This is a genomic window from Paenibacillus sp. GP183, from assembly GCF_900104695.1.
GTDB lineage: Bacteria > Bacillota > Bacilli > Paenibacillales > NBRC-103111 > Paenibacillus_AI.
This window is the reverse complement of the sequence record NZ_FNSW01000001.1, coordinates 4,577,011-4,595,217: the sequence shown is the minus strand read 5'-3', so window position 1 is coordinate 4,595,217 and position 18,207 is coordinate 4,577,011. Positions and strand designations below refer to the sequence as shown.

Below are 18,207 nucleotides of genomic sequence, written 5' to 3'. Positions count from 1 at the left end.
AAAGGTTTTGTCCCCTTTGCCCTTTGGAATGATTGTGCATTTTATTTTGACTTGCTGATTACAGATTGAATTTCTTTCTCAAAGCCAATATATCAGTGTACAACTTATCCTCTACAGGAACATAACGAATCTTCTGTCCCGCTTTCTGGCCTACAAAATCCGTGAAAAATTTGTCGTTATCGTATTTCACTAGAAAATCTTTTACCTGCTTTTTCAAGTCTGCAGGCAGATCGCCGCGAATAGCTAACGGCCCTTGAGGAATCGGAGGCGATTTAAAAATAATTTTTACTGCGTTTTTATCAACTCTGCCTGCTGCGATTTCGCGGTCAAAAGTATCGGAGGCAACCGGAGCAGCTTCGATATCTCCTTTGGCTACAGCTTGCAGACCATTTTGATGCGCTCCGGAGAATGAGACGGATTTAAAAAACTTTCCGTTAGTATGCAGGTCATCGAATGTAAGATTGTTGTCATTTATAGCCTTGAGAATCTCAAAAGAAGGAACCAGATTTCCGGAAGTGGAATTCGGGTCTACGAAAGCGAAGGTCTTGCCTTTCAGGTCGGCGATGGAATTGATTTTGTCGTTCTTTGCTTGAGTAATAATGTAAGAATTGTAAGTAGCATTCTCTGTTTTGCCGTCAGCTGCCGGCACCACCATAGGCTCTGCTTTTGAACGTTCTTGAGCTTGCGAGTAGGAAAGAGGTCCGAAATTGGCAATATCCGCTTTACCTGTTCTCATAGCTTCGATAACTGCGTTATAGTCGCTGCCAAGAAACTCTTTAACTGTTACGTGGAGAGCCGCTCCAAGATCCTTTGCCAAGCCTTGACGCGCTTGAGCCAGCTCTTCTTTAGCTTCGTTCGGAAGATAAGCGATAACCAGTGTATCTACCTTTGCCGACGGGGCTGGTGTAGCTGTAGCTGTAGCAGCAGTTGTAGCTGCACTGGATGGGCTGGCAGACGAACCATTTTGTGCTGTGTTCGATTGTGCGCATGCTGCTAATAAAGTGATCATTAATGCGGAAACGATTGATCCTGCTGCTAATTTCTTTAACATACGATCTCTCCTTCTGATTATGTATCTATTTTTCTTAGACAATACTAGATTAACGTAGATTTATATTGGTAATGTAAGCTCACTTTGGAGATTGTGTAAATCTTGGAATCATCAATAAATTTCCTTAACAATTTCCTCCTCAGTAAGTTTATGTATCTATATTTAACAGCTGTGGATAAGCTGCCATTTTCCCTCGACCATCGCGCGAACAACTTGCGGCAGCTCTGTCACCGCCGATTTACGAACCAGGAGCAGGTCGGCCTGCTTGCCCGTCTCCAGAGAGCCGAGCTTGTCCTCAGAGCCGATGGCGCGTGCCGGATAGAGACTGGCATAGGCCACAGACTGCGGTAAATTCAAACCTTCATCGACAAGTGAAAATACGGCAGCAAGCATGGAGTACGGATAGTAGTCGGAACAGATGATATTCGCTAACCCTTCCTTCAGCGCATGGCGTGCCGACAAGTTGTTCTCATGCGAAATTCCGCGCAGCACATTCGGTCCTCCCACAACGGCAAACATCCCGCTTTGTATCGCGTAGGCTGCCGTTTGCTCATTGAGAGGAAACTCGCTGACGGTAGCTCCATTTGCCTTCATTTCATCTAATTTGAGCGGTGTATCGTCGTCATGGGAGCAGAGTGTGATTCCGCGCCTGATCGCGTGCTCCATCAATTGCTTGGTCGCTTCGAAATCAATAGCTTCGCGTTTGGCCCGCTGCTCTTCGATGAATACCTCTCGAGCCTCTCCGGTCAATTGATATGTCTTTTCTACATAGTATCTGTATTCATCCAGCGTCTTATATTTGCCGTATTGCGGCGTATGATCCATGACAGAAAACAAGTCAACCCATCCATTATCGATCATGCGGGTGATTCCCGTGACTCCTTGGCTGTTCACCAACTCATAACGGACATGAATGCGGTGCCTCAGTAGAGCATCCGAGCTTTCCCGCAAACGAACGATTTCCTCGGCAATCGAGTATCCGGAATCGTTCGAACGAATTCCTGGCTCCCCTGTAAATGAAATCGAATGAAACATTGTTGTAATGCCTGCAGACAATAGATATGACTGCAGGGAACGAAGTGCGAGCGGGACCTGAATCATCACACTTTTACGCGGCTGAATCGCTTTTTCGAACGCATCTCCATGTAAATCGATCAAGCCCGGAAGCACAAAACAGCCCTGTGCGTTCACTTTCTCCGCATGCTCCGCTTGGGGGAAATCGTTCAGCGGGGACTCCGCGTTTCGGCTTATTCCGACAATCGTTCTGTTATCGATCCAAATTGCTCCTGGAAACGCCTCATTAGGTGTAACAATAATTCCGTTAAATATAAGCACTGATGTCATGCAAACAATTCCTCCAACGTTCTGGTTGCTTTAAACAGCGTCCTTACGAGTAAGAGTATAACCCCGGCACTTGGTAGTGGTACAATAGGAAAATATAATCCTCATCATTCGAAAATCCTTTGTTAAGAGTTTGTAATCCAACAACAAATCTATAAAAACATGGGGGACAAGCCATGATCGAGGCTCTGAAAATTTTTGTGTGCGTGATGGAACTGGAAAGTTTCTCAAGAGCTGCAGAACAGTTATATGTGACACAGCCTACCGTTAGCCAGCAAATCCGCAACTTGGAGAACGATATGGGTACGAAATTGATCGAACGCACGTCGAAATATGTCAAGGCCACGGAAGCCGGACAACTTTTATACATTAAAGCCAAACAGATACTACAAACCTACGAAGAAGCGAAGATCGATATTGGACGACTGCACAATGTGGTGTCGGGGGCAGTGCGCATCGGGGCGAGCTATTCGATCGGGGAGTCGATATTGCCGAAAATTTTATCGGAGTATGCGTTACAATTCCCATTGGTTGACATTAAAGCGACAATCGCCAATACGAGTGATATTTTACAAGGGGTTCGCAAGCATGACTTTGAAATAGGGCTGGTAAGTGAGGAGATCCAATTCTCTGATCTCAGGACAGAAAAACTGATGGATGACGAAATGGTCATTATCTTGCCTTCTAACCATCCCTTAGCCATGCACGAGACGCTCTCGCAAGATCATCTTCAGGATCACATCTGGATTTTCAGGGAAAAGGGATCCGGTACGCGCGCTTTCACAGACGGTCTGATCCATGACTACAGGATTCAAGTGAAGCGATCCTATGAGTTTAGCAGCAGCCAGGCCGTGAAAGAAGCTGTCTCTTCTGGTTTGGGAATGGCAATCGTCTCTTATTGGATTGTTAGAAAAGAACAAGCTTTAGGGGACATACTCATACGCAGACTGAAAGACAGAAAGCTTAGCCGCTCCTTCTACATCATTCATCGCAAAGAACTAACGACGACAATGGCTGTGAGCAAGCTGCTGGAGCAATTGATTATGTTCAAATCAAAATAAATTTGACATGCAAAAAACCAGCAAACTCAATGGTTTGCCGGTCAGATTATCGAGAAACCCGCGTCGACGGGTTTCTTTTTGTGTTACGTCGAGACCTTCTCGACAGCCTGGGAGCCCATTGGCTCTGACGGCAGAGGATCTTACCCTTACCGTTTTCATTTTATGAGGCTAAACTTAGGATTAATGACTCCAAAGTCATTATTTGTCCAATTTTTCTTGTCTAGCGTGCTGCAGTGAACAAAATGTCCTTATTGGGAAAGTTTGGTTCACTAATACTGAGTTTTCGATCACTATGGCAAGTTACATTAAGATTAAAATGTAAAATAATGAGGCTTGGTTTATTATTTGTGAGTTTATGCTCATTAACCCTTACACGTAATTGAGTCCTGAAACGTAAGGAAGCGGGATTGGGAATAACATCTTTAGAGCATCCTTTATCGAAGGCTCGGCCTTATATTCCGGCTGAACATCAAACAACAGAGAGACCAGCTCTTGGGGCTCAAGCTCGAATGATGAATGATTCATCGTGATTTGGCAGTGACCGCCATCAAGATTCTGGATACGGAAGGCTTGACTGGATGCTTTATTTTTTTCATTTAAAAAAGGGCGAAGCTGTTCAATTAAGGTTTCCGGATTAACTACGTACACGGTTCCGCTGTTTTTCTCATCTTGGTGATTAACGACTTCCAGCTCATGATGAAATTGACTGTCCTGCCATGGAACAACGATATCCAGAAGAGGAAGCAGATATGCATCAAAAGCATGGGCCAGCAGTGCGCTAACCAATGCAGCATCCCCTGCTGTCTCTACAGTAAACGGAGCACGTTTATAGGTAAATTGATTAGGCACGCTAACCACGACGCACGCTTGAATGCGATTGTCTTTTTCCGCTACAAGCACTCTATGCTCCAACTTCACACAGCTGGCGTAAGCATGGGCATGAATCATCGAAGCTAATTCAGATATACTTTGCTCATAGCGGATTTTTCTGGAAGCGAATACTTCATTTAAAGAGAACCAATCCCTGGATTCCAATTGCCTTACTGTATAACCGCTGAGCGCTTGTCTGTCTGTTATGGCCTGTGCGCTGTTTGAATTTAATACATATCGTTTCACAGATCCAAAATGATAGCAGTGTGAACGAATGTATAGGGATCTATCTCCTGATATGAAAATTAGAGAGGCTGGTGTCTTGCTTGCAAATTGCTGAATGGCACTTAGTATCTCTCCGGCGTAGCCTTTTCCCCGATAATCAGGATGTGTACAAACAGCACCTAAGGAATAAATCGGCAATCTGGATAGCCCTACTTGCATAAATGTCGGAACGATACCAATAAAGGCAACCAACTTCCCCTGTTCAAAAGCTCCGAAAGATTGTCCCAGGCTTTGAGAAAAAACGAGCGGGAAGGCTTCTGCCATTGAACTTTGTTCTGCATCCCGAAATACAGCATCTGCAAGTTGAATAGCTTCGTTCATCTCATGTCCTTGTACTTGACGTATCTCTGCCATATGCAACCTCCTCGTGATCAAAATCCCAATTTGCCAAGTTACTTGTATTTTTTAATAAATTCTACCGCCATGCGAATATCAACTTCCGGTTGGGTTCCCACTTCACGTTCAATCGTCAAATATCCATTGTAGCTAATGTCCTGCAGCGCTGCAAAATAAGCATCAAAAGGTACTTTTCCCGCTCCGAGCGGCAATTCCTTAAAAATTTCTCCGGAAGTAACCATCTGGGCAATCTTGCCGTGATCCATCGGCTCAAAGCCAAGAGCGCCATATACCTCGCGAGGGTCTACTTCACGAATACGCATTCCGTCTTTTACATGTGTATGCACGATGTAGTCTTTTAAAATATGAACACCCTGCACCGGGTCATCTCCTGTTACCATAACCATATTGGCCGGGTCAAAATTAACCGAGACGCCTTTTGTGCTGAGTGTGTCCAGAAAGCTTTTCAAATGAGAGGCGCGTTCGGGTCCGGTTTCGATTGCAAAATAAGCTTTGTTGTCATGGGCATATTGTCCAAGCTCTTCACAAGCCTTCTGCAGGCTGTGGAACACCTCACCTTGTGTATCCTCCGGGACGATCCCGATATGAGTCGTGACGATATTCGTGCCCAAATCCAAAGCAAGGTCTAGAATTCGTTTCGATTTCTCCACCTTAGCCGCATTGGCATGTTTATCCTGAAAGCCGTGTCCGCCCAAGTCCCCGCAAAGAGCCGAAATTTCAAGACCCAGCGAAGCAATGAAAGCTTTCAGCTCCTTACGACCAGCTTGCGTTATAATGTCAGGATCCAGCTCACCGCTGACCGCATAAATCTGCACACCATCAGCACCTACATCTTTGGCTTTCAATAGTCCTTCACGGACGCCAAGTCCAAAGCTGTCAACGATAACGCCTATTTTATTGGTTAATTTCATTCCATTTTCCTCCACGATACAATCAGTTTAGTCCATCTATGCTTCATTCCAAAAACGGCGGGCATTGTCAAAGCTGTATCTCGTACCGATTTTATCCGATTCCATACCCTCAAATTCGAGGGAGATATAACCGTTATACCCAAATTCCCTAATAGTGCGGACAATATGCCGCGTCTCCACATCGCCATGACCGAAAATCGTTCCACGGATGTATTTGCCGCTCAAGGTCTGAAGCCATCCTTCTCCTGGAAATTGGTAAGGTTGACGGATGAAAAAGTCTTTAAAGTGTATGACTTCGGCAAACGGCAAGCATTTCTTGACAGCAGATACCGGATCCTCATCCACACAAAGAAAATTGCCGATATCGAGCAAAAGTTTGAAATTAGGTCTGTTGACCGCTTTAGCAATTCGCAGCAGCCTGTCGCTCGGGGTTATATAAAAGCCGTGATTTTCAATCATCGTTGTTATCCCGTATTGGGCCGCGTATTCTGAAATGGTACCGCATGCTTCGACAAGCTTGGGAAAATCCGCTTCGAACTGTCCGATTTGCTCCGTCTCGAATCCCCATTGGACAATGTCGTGACGTACCCTTTTGGCACCCAGTCGAGCAGCGAGCTCCACTTGCTTTTTGATACGCTCAATCTCTTGTTTGTATTCCTCTTGAGTTTCTTTAAGCACATCGCCGGAAAATGAATAGTTGGAAACCTCGATTTGGATTTCATTGGCTTTGGCAGCTATAGCATCGGCTAATGGAAAATTCCCTTCCAGGTCAATGCCGATCGGGACAATTTCTACGTGCTCGGCTCCTTGCTCTTTGATCCATTCCAAGCCTTCAAATATATCGATTTGCTGTGACTTTAAGCTGGGTGACAAGCAATAGCTGCTGATGCCAAGTTTCATCGAATTCACAACCTCTCTAAATAATAATGAAAGTTCGGTTAAAATACTATGAATCGGATTCAAATTGCCTTAAAACAAACCCATAATAGCACCTTTTAACCAGAAATTCAAACAAACTTTTTGTTTGAAAAACATTTTTTTTGTGATAAACTTTTAACATAAAGGGAGGTAGAGGAACTATGGAAAACATAAGCGATGAGTTCGAATTCTTGAACGAATTGGTCAAGGGACTTGCCTCCCAATTCGGAAGTAACTGTGAGGTTGTGCTGCATGATTTAACAGGCTCCTATGACAGTACGATCAGAGCCATCGAGAATGGTCACATAACCGGAAGAAAAATCGGCGATCCGGGAACCAATCTCGGGCTTGAAATATTGCGCGGCAATGAAGTTAACGGCAATAAATTCAATTATATTACCCAAACAAAAGAAGGGCGTATCCTGCGCTCCAGTTCCTGGTATATGAAAAATAGCGAGGGCAGCACGATTGGCTCGCTGTGTATTAATTTCGATATCACTGAGCTGATGATGGCTGAAAAAACACTAAAATCGTTGACTGCCGCGGGCTTACAAACCCAAATTCAAGAATCTTTCGTCAGCAACGTAAATGATTTGCTCACGGCCATGATTCAAGAAGCGCAAGAGAAGGTAGGCAAGCCGGTTGCCGTCATGACTAAGGAAGACAAGACCAGGATGATTCAAATGTTGGACAGCAAGGGCGCTTTCCTGATCAAAAAGGGCGGAGAGCGGATAAGCAGCTACCTCAATATCTCCAAATATACGCTTTACAGCTACCTTGAAAATTCGAAAAATAACGTGAATAGGAGTGAAACCGTATAATGCCGGACAACGATCCAAAAGTGATGGAACAAGCTGATTTGGAAACCCCCTGTTTAATCATTGATACCGAAAAAGTCAAGCACAACATCAAATCCATGGCAGAGGTCATTAGCCATCATAAGGTTAACCTGCGTCCCCATGCCAAAACGCATAAGCTGCCGTACATTGCACACCTTCAGCTGCAAGAAGGGGCGGTCGGCATCACCGTAGCGAAAGTATCGGAAGCCGAAGTTATGGCGCAGCATGGGATCACCAATATATTTATCGCTTACCCACTTGTTACTCCCAGTAAAATTGAGCGCGCGATCCGATTGAGCGAACGCATTGAGCTGATCATCGGTGTCGACAGCTTAGAGGGCGCCTTGCGTGTCGAGGCAACAGCAGCTAAGCATGATCATGTACTGCAGGTTCGATTGGAAATCGATACAGGGCTGCGCAGAACCGGTGTACTCTATGAGGAAGCGCTTGAGCTGGCCGTCAAAATCAACAGTCTGAAACATCTGCGTCTGACCGGCATCTTTACGTTCCGCGGACCGATTTTGTCCGGCAAACCGACTCTTGATATCCGCGCTGCAGGCGAAGAGGAAGGCAAGCTAATGGTTAAGCTCGCTGAGCAAATTCGTGCGGCAGGCATTCCGATAACGGATGTCAGCGTCGGTTCTTCACCTACTGCAGTTGCGGTAGCTGCAGTGGAAGGCATCACGGAAGTCAGGCCGGGTACTTATGTGTACAAGGATCGAATGCAAGCCCGTTATGGGCTATGCAGTTTGGATGATTGTGCAGGAACCATGGAAGTTACAGTTGTGAGCCGTCCTTCCCCTGATCTTGCCATTATCGACGGGGGCAGCAAAACCTTTGCCACCGATGTCCAGCCGGGTACTGAGCCGCTGCAGCTGAAGGGCTTCGGGCATGTGATCGAGCTGCCGGACGCATTACTGGAACGTCTAACCGAGGAGCATGGCATGCTGCGATTAGGACCTTCAGCACAAGCGGCAAACCCACGCATCGGCGACCGCCTGCATATTATTCCCAATCATATTTGCAGTACCGTAAATTTGCATAATCGCATCATCCTGCGAAGCGGCGACCGGTTTGAGTCTGTTCCTGTACTTGGCCGCGGAATGTTGGAGTAGCAGGTCGACTAACATCACGAATAGCATTCATCTCTCTGGGAGGTTTATAAAGTATGCTTGATCTCATTCTTACCAACGGACGTATTGTTGACGGCACAGGAAACCCTTGGTTCCTTGGCGATGTTGGTGTCAAAGACGGGCAAATTGTTGCTGTCGGCAGCCTTTCCGAGCAGGAGGCAGGGAAAGTTATTGATGTACACCGTCAGGTCATTTCCCCTGGCTTTATCGATGGGCATTGTCATTCCGATTTAATGATCCTGGATCATCCCTTCAGTGAAATTAAAATCCAGCAAGGAGTGACCACAGAGGTTGTCGGCAACTGCGGCTTAGCCCCTGCACCTTTCGTAAAAAGCAATGCTGAGCTGTTGAAAAGCTACATCCAGCCTGTGATTGGCAAAACTTCATGGGATTGGCCCTGGGAAACCGTTGGGCAGTATATGGAAACCGTTGCCGCTTCTCAGATCTCTGAGCATATCGCCACTTATGTGGCACATGGCGCCTTGCGTATTGCCGTTATGGGATTTGCTAAGCGGCCAGCCACCTCAGCCGAATTGCAGCTTATGAAGCAAATGCTGGAGGAAGGCCTTAAAGCAGGCGCAATCGGCTTCTCCATCGGACTTCTTTACGCTCCGGGCAGTTACACGACAAAAGAGGAAATTGCTGAGCTCTGTTCGGTACTGCCCAAGTATAACGGACTTTTCTCAACGCACATCCGCGGAGAAGGCAACAACCTGCTGCCCTCCATCAAAGAGGTGATCTGGATTGCGGAGAAAGCTGGCGTCTCCCTCCATATCAGCCATTTGAAGGCAGCAGGCAAGAGCAATTGGGGCAAGGTGCTCGAAGCTCTGGAATTGGTTGAGGATGCAAGAGCTCGCGGCATGGATGTGACTTGCGACGTATATCCTTACAATGCCGGTTCGACAAGCTTAACAACCGTTCTCCCCCCATGGATGCTGGAAGGAGGAATAGACAGCTTGCTTGAAGTGACGGGTGACAAGAGTCTCCGTCCCCGGATTCGTGAAGAACTGAGCCGAGAGCAGCCGGATTGGGACAATCTCGTCAGCTCCACAGGATGGCAGAGCGTCTTCATCTCAACCGTTCACACCGAGGCTAACCGGAGCCTGGAAGGAAAGCATATAGCCGAGATCAGTGAGGCCAGAGGTCAGCATCCTGTAGATTGTGTGCTGGACCTGCTGAATGAAGAAGAAGGCCGCATCACCATCGTCTATTTTCATATGTCCGATGAGGATGTTAAGCAAGTCATCGGTTATGAGAAATCTTTGATCGCATCTGACAGTTTAACCTGCGAAACCGGGAAGCCTCACCCGAGGCTCTACGGAACATTCCCCCGCGTATTTGCCAAATATGTAAGGGAGGATCGTCTGCTGTCTTTGGAGCAAGCCGTCCGCAAAATTACCTCGTTCCCGGTACAAAGATTCAAGCTGGGCAAACGCGGTCTAATCGTACCCGGATATGCAGCCGATTTGGCCGTCTTTGATCCGGACACGATTCAAGATCTCGCTACCTTTGAACAGCCAAGACAATATCCCGAAGGCATTTCACACGTGTTCGTGAAGGGCAAGCCCACACTTCTGCACGGACAGCATACTCATGCTCGGGAAGGCGGCCTCATTCGGGCCCAGCACCAATGCCAGCATTAATCAACCAAATACATGAATATGGAGGTGCCGAGCAATGGCACTAATCGAACAACGTTTAAATGAGCTAGGTATCACACTTCCTCCTTCACCGGAGCCTCGTTTCACTTACATTCCCTGCAATCGTACAGGAAACCTGATTTACTTATCGGGACAAGATTGCCGCATTAATGGAACCTTGATGTATGAAGGCAAGCTTGGAAACGAGCTTACGATTGAACAAGGCCAAGAAGCTGCACGTCAAACCATCATCAACTGTTTGGCCGTGATGAAAGGCTATCTCGGCGATTTAGACAGGGTGGTAAAGATCGTTAAAATTCTCGGCTTCGTCAACAGCGCTCCCGGCTTCGCCGATCAGCCTTACGTGATGAACGGCGCATCCGACCTGCTTGTTTCTGTTTTCGGCGAGAATGGCAAGCATGCCCGATCGGCTATCGGCACGAGTGACCTGCCCTTTCATACGCCGGTTGAAATCGAAATTATCGCTGAAATTCGCGACTAAAAGGAATTTTGCAAAAGGCTTGCCCCGTTGTTTAACGGATGGCAAGCCTTTTTTCAATTCCTATGAATGATCCAAGAGAGATCAAAGCTTCTCCAGCATGCTGGTTAAATTGGCGACTGATCGGATCGAGCCCGACTTCTGTTCTTCATTCCCTTCAAATTCTACAGTTAACCATCCATCGTAACCTAACTCATGTAGGCGGGCCAAAAGGGAGTCCAGGGGTACACTGCCTTCACCAATTACTGTGCCGGCATACCGGACTCCGGATAAAGAAACATAAGTCTCTCCTTGGAAGATTTCCTCCACCTTGATGAAATCTTTGCAGTGCACGTGGGCAATCATCGTATTTAACTGTTCCAATGCGTCGTTCGGATTTTCGTCGACCAGTATAAAATTTCCCGTATCAAACGTGCTGCGAAGCGCCGGAGAGTTTACTTCCCTGATGATCTTTTGCACCTGACCTGCTTTGCCTGCGAATAAACCATGGTTCTCCAAGCACAGCGTGATGTCTTTTTTTCCAGCATACTCGGCTGCAGCTTTCAGTCCTTCGATAATCCAGCGCTGCCCTTGCTCAAAGGAAACACCCTCCTGCAAGCTGCCGGAAAAAACACGGACAACTTTTGCACCATATAAATCGGCAATATTTATGGAGTCTATAACTTGCTGCAGTTGAGTATCACGGTCGGCCGTGTTAGGCAGAGCAAAATTATTGCTGGCCCCCACACATGCCACCTCGAGCCCCTCCTGCTGCAGCGCTTTTTCAATTTGCGGAATGTCGATGACAGGGTTCCAAAATTTATGCAGAAGCTCAACTCCGTCAACCAGCGTCTGTTGACCTGCAAAATGAATGAAATCTGCATTTGTCCACACTTTATCGAAAAAATATTTATGGCAGCTCCATACACTCAAGCTCGTTTTAAATGCAGGTTTCATGATGCTACTCCCCTTGAGCAAATCCTAATTTTCATTAAACCTGATTTCTTTTCCGGTTGCTGCCGACTCGTAGATGGCGCATAAGATCTTCATGATTTCCACGCCGTCCTCCACAGGACTTAGTGTCTCCGCCTTACCCAAACAGCAGTTGACAAAATGATTGATCTCATTCTGGAAGCCTTCGACAAAGTCGAAGGAAAGCGTATCGACTTGCGGTAACAGATTGAGCATCATATCGTGTTTTTCGGTTGCGATTTGCAGTGCCGGTTCCACTTGCGCCCCACCCTTAGTGCCGTAAATGTTGATGCTGCCTTCATTCTTAATGGCGTGCAACGTAAAACTGACATCCACAAGAATGGAAGCTCCATTCTCAAACCGAATAAGCGCGTTGGCCAAGTCCTCTACATCATTTTTGTCAGCATCATAATCAGCAGCTTTATAAAAGGATAAATGCTGCACGTTCGACCGGTTGCCGAGCTTGTTATATGTATTGCCGGACACCGATTTAACCTTTGGCTTACCCATCAAATACCAGCATAAATCGATAACGTGAACGCCGAGATCGATAAGCGGTCCGCCGCCGGATCGGCTCTTATCCGAAAACCAACCGCCGGGATTGCCAAGACGGCGCAAATAGCTTGCTTTGGCATAATAAATCTCGCCAAGATCCCCTGCATCAATGAAGCTGCGCAGCATCTTGGCCGTATTTCCGTAACGGCGGACAAATCCAACCTGAAATACTTTGCCGCTGCTTTGAACGGCAGATTGGACTTCCAGGGCTTGTTCAACCGTTTGACAAAGCGGTTTTTCACAGAGCACATGCTTGCCGGCTGCCAAAGCGGCGATACTGAATTCGGCATGCGTATTGTTCCAGGTGCAGATGCTCACAGCTTCAATGTCGGGATTCGCCAAAAATTCCCTGACATCCGAATACACGTGTGGAATTCCGTATTTGACGGCTTTTTCATCAGCCCTTTCCCGATTCAAATCGCAAATCGCATAAAGCTCAACTTCTTTGTTGTTTGCATATGCATCCATATGCGCGCTTGAAATGGATCCTGCACCAATAACTCCAACTTTGATCTTCTTCATTTTTTGTCCTCCATTTGATTGATTTGACAAAGGTACTTAAACCTAGACTAGATTGTTACATTCGTTTTCGCAAGATTTCGATATTGAGTAGGTGTAATCCCCGTGAACGATTTGAAGATGGAGCAGAAGTATTTATACTCCTTGTATCCGACTTTTTCGGCGATCTCAAATACGCGCTCATCGGTTCCGGCAAGGCTTGCTTTAGCACGCTCGATTCGCAATTCATTCAAATATTCCGCAAATCCTTTGCCGAAGTTTTGCTTAAAGACAAAACTGAAATAATTAGGTGTTATTTTGAGCCAGGCTGCAATCTCGGAAGCTTTCAAATCCGTATGGTAATGGGTATCGATAAACTTTTTGACTCTTTCCGTAATCCAATGATTTTTTCCTGCAAGAGAAGAATTCGTAATCGAATACAAGGATCTAAGCTCCAAGCGAAGCAACGATTCCATCGCCCGGTAGGAATTATGCACGAACAGATCAATTTCCTTCGTGTTGAACAAATCGATATGTTCGGACAGATCAATTCCGTTCATATGCAGTTTGCGTAGAAGCACAATACTCAGCTCCTTGAAAGCCTGCAATATCCCCTTCAACAGATAGCCCCTTTCACGAAATTCCTGCATGATCTTCCCGATCATTTCTTCTAAATCATCGTAGCTGCCATCAAAAAGAATATGGATCAATTGCTTTTCCTGCTCGATCGGAGCAATCTGCAAATGACTCCTTCTGGATGTCAGCTCTTCATGATGGAACAAAATGGAACTGGAATCTGGAATCGCTCCAAGCTGCAAAACGGATACTGCTTCCATACTGCGCGGATAAATTTCAGCAATTTCGGAAAAAGGTTGCGAAACGCCGAAAATCAGGCGTGGAGCTGACGATATCATGCTCTGCGCCTTCAATAAAGCAGCAGTCAAATCAGATTGGCTCAATGGATCGGAACCCATACACAGCGATATCAGCAAATTCGGATGATAGAAGAAGGAGATGACCTCTTCATGATCAGCCTTCAAAGCCGTATTTACCGTCATCTCCCACATTTTCCGTATCGACTGTCGCTTTTCATCTGTGGAGCTTTCGACCAAAGCATAATAATCCTCAAGCTGGCTGGCAATAAACCTGAAAGAATGAATTCCATCTATAATGAATGGCGGCGGAATGTCCGCATCTTTCTGAACGACCCCGCTGCCTTGAACGAGCTGAACCAGCCAATTGGACCATTGTTCTCGTTCAAATTTTTTCTCCAGCTCTGCATCATGCGTCAATTCTTTACCGATACTTTGGACCATCGCCATAAGCTCCTCGATATTAACCGGCTTAAGCAAATAATCTTCAATTCCAAGACGAAGAGCTCGGCGCGCATATTCAAAATCATCATAACCGCTTAGGATGATGACGCGAATCTGCGGCAGCAGCTCCTTCAGCCCTTTAGCCAATGCGAGTCCATCCATTCCATCCATATGAATATCCGTAAGAACCAGGTCGACATGCTGACGGGTGACGAATTGCAGAGCTTCCGCGCCGTCATAGGCTTCCCCAACCACTTCTACACCGATCGTATCCCAAGGAATCGTCTGCCTCAGCCCTTGACAAATAATTGGTTCATCATCTACGATTAGCACCTTAATGCTCATGCTTCCTCCTCCTTTTCGTTCATCCAAAGAGGTAATCTTAACCGTACACATGCTCCCGCTTCGATCTGTTCCATTGGGAGTTCAACTCCGTAGCTGCTGCCATAAACAAGCAATATCCGCTCATGAATGTTACAGATGGCATGATCAGTAACACTTGCATCCTTAGTCTTTTGCAGAAGCGACTGACGAATGATTTGAATTTTTTCCTGCTTAAATCCGATCCCTGAATCGATTACGTCTATGACCAGATCATGGTTATCCAAGTAGCAGCGCACTTCAACCTTTCCGGCCTTCTGCCTGAATCCGTGCTTGATGCTATTTTCAACAAGCGGTTGAATCATGTTTTTCAGCAGCACAGCTTCCTCAAGCGATGCCTCCATATATAAAGCGAATTGAAGCTTGCTTCCCATGCGCTTCTGTTGGATTTCCAGGTAAGCACGTACAAAATTCAATTCCTCCGTCAATGTCGTGAATCGTTTCCCGCTGCTCAGACTCATGCGGAAAAAGCGGGATAGCTTCTCGATCAATTGACTTGTTTCCGACGCCCTTTCCAGTCTTGCCTTCCACCTTATCATGTCGAGCGTGTTATAAAGGAAATGCGGGTCCATCTGACTCTGCAATATTCTCAGTTCAGATTCTTTCTGCCGAATCTCCAATTTATATTCTTTATCGATCAGCTCCTTGATCGTCATGACCATCATGTTGAATTGCCGGCCAAGCTCACCAATTTCATCACGGGTGCGAACTTCAACATGCGCGGAGAAGTCTCCTTGCTTGAGCCGCTGCGTCTCTTTCTTCATTTCAAGGATTGGGCGAATAATCGCAAATTCAAAGCCTGTTAAAGCGAACAATCCGAAAACCAGAATAAGCAGCAGCAAAATCTGCAGCGACGATTTAACAGCTTGTGTTTTTGCTACAATAGTCTCGTCCTTGATCATCGCAATGATATGCCACCCTGTCGATGGCATGTACTGATTGAAAACGACGTAAGAGGTTCCATTCTCCCGCAAAGCAAATACTTTGTTCGATGGTGAGGCCATTTTTTGCAAAAAAATGTTATTCGGATACGGATGACCTACCAAATTCTCATTTTGGTGCAGAAGGACGCTGCCCTCGGAACGGACAATAAATATCGAGCCTTGATCCTTGGGAACTGCTTTCATCATCACATTCGTTATTTCTGATTCGTTCAAACGCACGGTGACCTCTCCAACCGGAATTGAAGGTCTATCGAAGGAATTAATAACACGGAACATAGAAACCACGCGTTTGCTGCCGGTCCAACCACTCTCAAGCGGATAAGAATCGGTCCAGACAATTCCCCCTCGTTTCACATGCGCTGAGTCACTCCATGGCGTCTCTAAACCCTTGACAGGCTCCCCCATTTGAAGCTGATTGCCGCCTACGCCTTGCAATGAAATAGAGTTGATATAGCTCTTCGACATGATTTGGAACGATACAAACCCTTCGATGGCCGTTTTATTTTTATTAATAAGCTCCAAATTGGTCAAGGAAGCTTTAGTTTCCATAAAACTACGGAAATTTTCCTGGTAAATCATATAATCCGACAAATCATTGACAGCCTTGATCTTTTCACTCAAGTTCAACTCGATCGTATTTAGGTTTTTTTCCATGGAATCGATGAACTGCTGTCTAAGTATGGAGTCATAACGGTTTAAAACTACAAACCCGATCAGGAGTGAAGGAAGAGTGACCAGCAGGACGAAGATGGCTATCGATTTTTTTCTTAAGTTGAAATTCAAAAATTTGAATCTGCTTGTTTTCATATTCATCCTTTCTCCCTCTTCCTTGATTATAAAGGAAAGTTAGAAACAGATGCTACCCAAACACTTAATTTACCAGAAAGGCTATCCTTTTACAGCGCCGCTCGTCATCCCTTGCACAAGCTGTTTCTCCATGGCCAGAAAAAAAACGACCAACGGAATAAGGGCCATGGTCAAGGCCGCCATTTGCAGAGTTTGAAAGGTTGTCTCCGTACCGGCAAAATTAGCTAACCCCAAAGGCAGCGTCTTCAAGGCCGCTTTATTGATCAGAACAAGCGCAAATAGGAATTCATTCCAGTTATTAATGAAATTGATGATGATGACTGTTGCGAGGGCAGGTCTTGTCATCGGAAGTATAATCGAGAAGAAAATTCTGAAAATACCGCCGCCGTCCATAACTGCAGACTCTTCAATGTCTTTCGGAAACTCCTTCATGAAGCCAACCAGAATAAAGATCGTCATCGACAGGTGAAATGCCGTGTACGGAAGCACCAATGCCATATGGGAATTCATAAGCCCGATTTTCTTCATTAAAATAAAAATCGGTACCAGCGTCGCATGAATCGGGATCGTCATTCCCACTATAAATAACCCATATAACCAGCCGCGAAGTCTGAATTCGAATCTCGATAAAAAGAAGGATGTCAACGCACCTAGTAAAACCGTTAAAACAATGGCACCTGCTGTTACGATTACACTGTTCCAGAAATAAGTACCAAGGTGGGCAACCTTCCACGCCTCGGCATAGTTGCTTAGATTCCAATGCTTGGGAAGCCCTAAGGGATTTGTGGAAAAATCCTGCTCGGTTTTAAAGGAACTGATAACCATCCACAGGATAGGAAGAATATTTATGACACAAAGTACGGTTAACAATATATGAATGAGTGCTTTTTTTCCACGTGATGTTTGCATAGTTCCTCCTTCCCTGCTGTTCCAGTTTAATTTCTTGCTGCGGTTAATAATTTCGCTGCATAAATGACAATCAGGCTGAATAACAGAATCAGGATGGAAACTGCGCTCCCTAGACCAAAACTCATGTTATTGAAGGCATTCGTGTACATATAAATGGTCATGACCTCGGTATTATGCGCCGGACCTCCGGCTGTCATGACATAGATCAAATCAAATATCTTAAAACTATTGCTGATTGAGAAAATTAGCGTCACCCAAATGGTTTCCTTAAGCATGGGAAGAGTTACTAACCAAAATCGCTTCCAGCTGCTGGCTCCATCCATTACTGCCGCTTCTTTCACTTCTTCGGGAATATTTTGCAATCCGGCCAGAAAAATAACCATATAAAAGCCGTAATTTTGCCAGAGATAGGTGATGCTTACCGATATCATTCCCCAGGGCTTGCTGCCAAGCCAGTTTTGTTTCCAGGTGCCGAGACCGACGTTTTTTAAAATATTATTGATCAAGCCGGATTCTGTCCCATAAACCATGCTCCAAATCAGGGAAACGATAACCGCCGAGATGATAACCGGAAGAAACAACGTGGATCGGTAAAATTTAATCCCCTTCAATGATCGGTTTAACAGCAGTGCGAAAAACAATCCTAAAGGTAGCTGACCTAAAATTCCGGTAGCCATCATAAATAAGTTGTTTTTTACTCCACCCCAGAATACTCTGTCTTTGAATATGGAAATGTAGTTGTCCAAGCCTGTGAAGGTCATTGCAGATAGTCCGTTCCAATCGTAGAAGGAATAATAAAAGGACATTGCAATCGGGATTAAAGCTAGACCGATATAAATAATCAAGGCAGGCAGCATTCCGATAAATATGGTTATTCCCACACGCCTGGCTACTTGCATAATGAGCCTCCTTATCTGTGAATGTAATGAAAGTATTGCCGA

Annotated in this window: 16 protein-coding genes; 5 read left to right on the top strand and 11 right to left on the bottom strand. The window is 45.7% G+C overall.

The features are described 5' to 3' along the window. Positions 1–58: 58 nt before the first annotated feature. Positions 59–1,051, bottom strand: a complete 993-nt coding sequence (locus tag BLV33_RS22690; RefSeq protein WP_090797301.1) for a phosphate/phosphite/phosphonate ABC transporter substrate-binding protein — start codon at positions 1,049–1,051, stop codon at positions 59–61. Between the two features lie 162 nt (positions 1,052–1,213). After that, positions 1,214–2,395: an alpha-D-ribose 1-methylphosphonate 5-triphosphate diphosphatase gene (locus BLV33_RS22685; protein ID WP_090797295.1), complete on the bottom strand. Its 1,182-nt coding sequence runs from the start codon at positions 2,393–2,395 to the stop codon at positions 1,214–1,216. Between the two features lie 173 nt (positions 2,396–2,568). Here BLV33_RS22685 and BLV33_RS22680 point away from each other — a divergent pair, with 173 nt between their 5' ends. Next, entirely contained in the window at positions 2,569–3,453 is an 885-nt protein-coding gene (locus BLV33_RS22680) for a LysR family transcriptional regulator (protein ID WP_090797291.1), read from the top strand. A 369-nt stretch (positions 3,454–3,822) separates the two neighbouring features. On the opposite strand, the gene BLV33_RS22675 is transcribed toward BLV33_RS22680, so the two are convergent. The 3 genes from BLV33_RS22675 to BLV33_RS22665 are packed head-to-tail and all read right to left on the bottom strand — an operon-like array spanning position 3,823 to position 6,776. After that, positions 3,823–4,962: a GNAT family N-acetyltransferase gene (locus BLV33_RS22675; RefSeq protein ID WP_090797287.1), complete on the bottom strand. Its 1,140-nt coding sequence runs from the start codon at positions 4,960–4,962 to the stop codon at positions 3,823–3,825. A gap of 38 nt (positions 4,963–5,000) precedes the next feature. After that, the gene (locus BLV33_RS22670) at positions 5,001–5,876 is read right to left on the bottom strand and encodes a sugar phosphate isomerase/epimerase family protein (RefSeq protein ID WP_090797281.1); all 876 of its coding nucleotides are present in this window, start codon (positions 5,874–5,876) and stop codon (positions 5,001–5,003) included. A gap of 36 nt (positions 5,877–5,912) precedes the next feature. Beyond that, positions 5,913–6,776: a sugar phosphate isomerase/epimerase family protein gene (locus BLV33_RS22665; RefSeq protein WP_090797276.1), complete on the bottom strand. Its 864-nt coding sequence runs from the start codon at positions 6,774–6,776 to the stop codon at positions 5,913–5,915. A gap of 179 nt (positions 6,777–6,955) precedes the next feature. On the opposite strand from BLV33_RS22665, the gene BLV33_RS22660 reads away from it, so the two are divergent. Genes BLV33_RS22660 through BLV33_RS22645 form a run of 4 tightly spaced genes read left to right on the top strand, consistent with a single transcriptional unit; the run spans position 6,956 to position 10,908 of the window. After that, positions 6,956–7,615, top strand: a complete 660-nt coding sequence (locus BLV33_RS22660; RefSeq protein WP_090797273.1) for a helix-turn-helix transcriptional regulator — start codon at positions 6,956–6,958, stop codon at positions 7,613–7,615. Beyond that, the gene (locus BLV33_RS22655; RefSeq protein ID WP_090797269.1) at positions 7,615–8,748 is read left to right on the top strand and encodes an alanine racemase; all 1,134 of its coding nucleotides are present in this window, start codon (positions 7,615–7,617) and stop codon (positions 8,746–8,748) included. The genes BLV33_RS22660 and BLV33_RS22655 overlap by 1 nt, the downstream gene beginning before the upstream one ends. A gap of 53 nt (positions 8,749–8,801) precedes the next feature. After that, entirely contained in the window at positions 8,802–10,409 is a 1,608-nt protein-coding gene (locus tag BLV33_RS22650) for an N-acyl-D-amino-acid deacylase family protein (protein WP_090797265.1), read from the top strand. 34 nt (positions 10,410–10,443) lie between these two features. Then, positions 10,444–10,908: a RidA family protein gene (locus tag BLV33_RS22645; RefSeq protein WP_090797261.1), complete on the top strand. Its 465-nt coding sequence runs from the start codon at positions 10,444–10,446 to the stop codon at positions 10,906–10,908. An 81-nt stretch (positions 10,909–10,989) separates the two neighbouring features. Here BLV33_RS22645 and BLV33_RS22640 read toward each other — a convergent pair whose 3' ends face one another. The 6 genes from BLV33_RS22640 to BLV33_RS22605 all read right to left on the bottom strand — a co-directional run bounded on the left by BLV33_RS22640 (position 10,990) and on the right by BLV33_RS22605 (position 18,165). Further along, the gene (locus tag BLV33_RS22640; RefSeq protein ID WP_090797258.1) at positions 10,990–11,841 is read right to left on the bottom strand and encodes a sugar phosphate isomerase/epimerase family protein; all 852 of its coding nucleotides are present in this window, start codon (positions 11,839–11,841) and stop codon (positions 10,990–10,992) included. A gap of 24 nt (positions 11,842–11,865) precedes the next feature. Beyond that, positions 11,866–12,933: a Gfo/Idh/MocA family protein gene (locus BLV33_RS22635; RefSeq protein ID WP_090797255.1), complete on the bottom strand. Its 1,068-nt coding sequence runs from the start codon at positions 12,931–12,933 to the stop codon at positions 11,866–11,868. A gap of 47 nt (positions 12,934–12,980) precedes the next feature. Next, positions 12,981–14,570 (bottom strand): response regulator transcription factor, encoded by a 1,590-nt coding sequence (locus BLV33_RS28955; RefSeq protein ID WP_171909259.1) that lies wholly within the window; start codon positions 14,568–14,570, stop codon positions 12,981–12,983. Further along, positions 14,567–16,357, bottom strand: a complete 1,791-nt coding sequence (locus BLV33_RS22615; RefSeq protein WP_171909258.1) for a cache domain-containing sensor histidine kinase — start codon at positions 16,355–16,357, stop codon at positions 14,567–14,569. The genes BLV33_RS28955 and BLV33_RS22615 overlap by 4 nt, the downstream gene beginning before the upstream one ends. An 81-nt stretch (positions 16,358–16,438) precedes the next feature. Then, positions 16,439–17,266 carry a carbohydrate ABC transporter permease gene (locus BLV33_RS22610; protein WP_090797243.1) on the bottom strand — a complete coding sequence of 276 codons (828 nt, stop codon included), beginning with the start codon at positions 17,264–17,266 and terminating at the stop codon, positions 16,439–16,441. A gap of 26 nt (positions 17,267–17,292) precedes the next feature. After that, positions 17,293–18,165, bottom strand: coding sequence for a carbohydrate ABC transporter permease (locus BLV33_RS22605; RefSeq protein ID WP_090797239.1), 873 nt, complete (start codon positions 18,163–18,165; stop codon positions 17,293–17,295). Between the last annotated feature and the right edge of the window lie 42 nt (positions 18,166–18,207).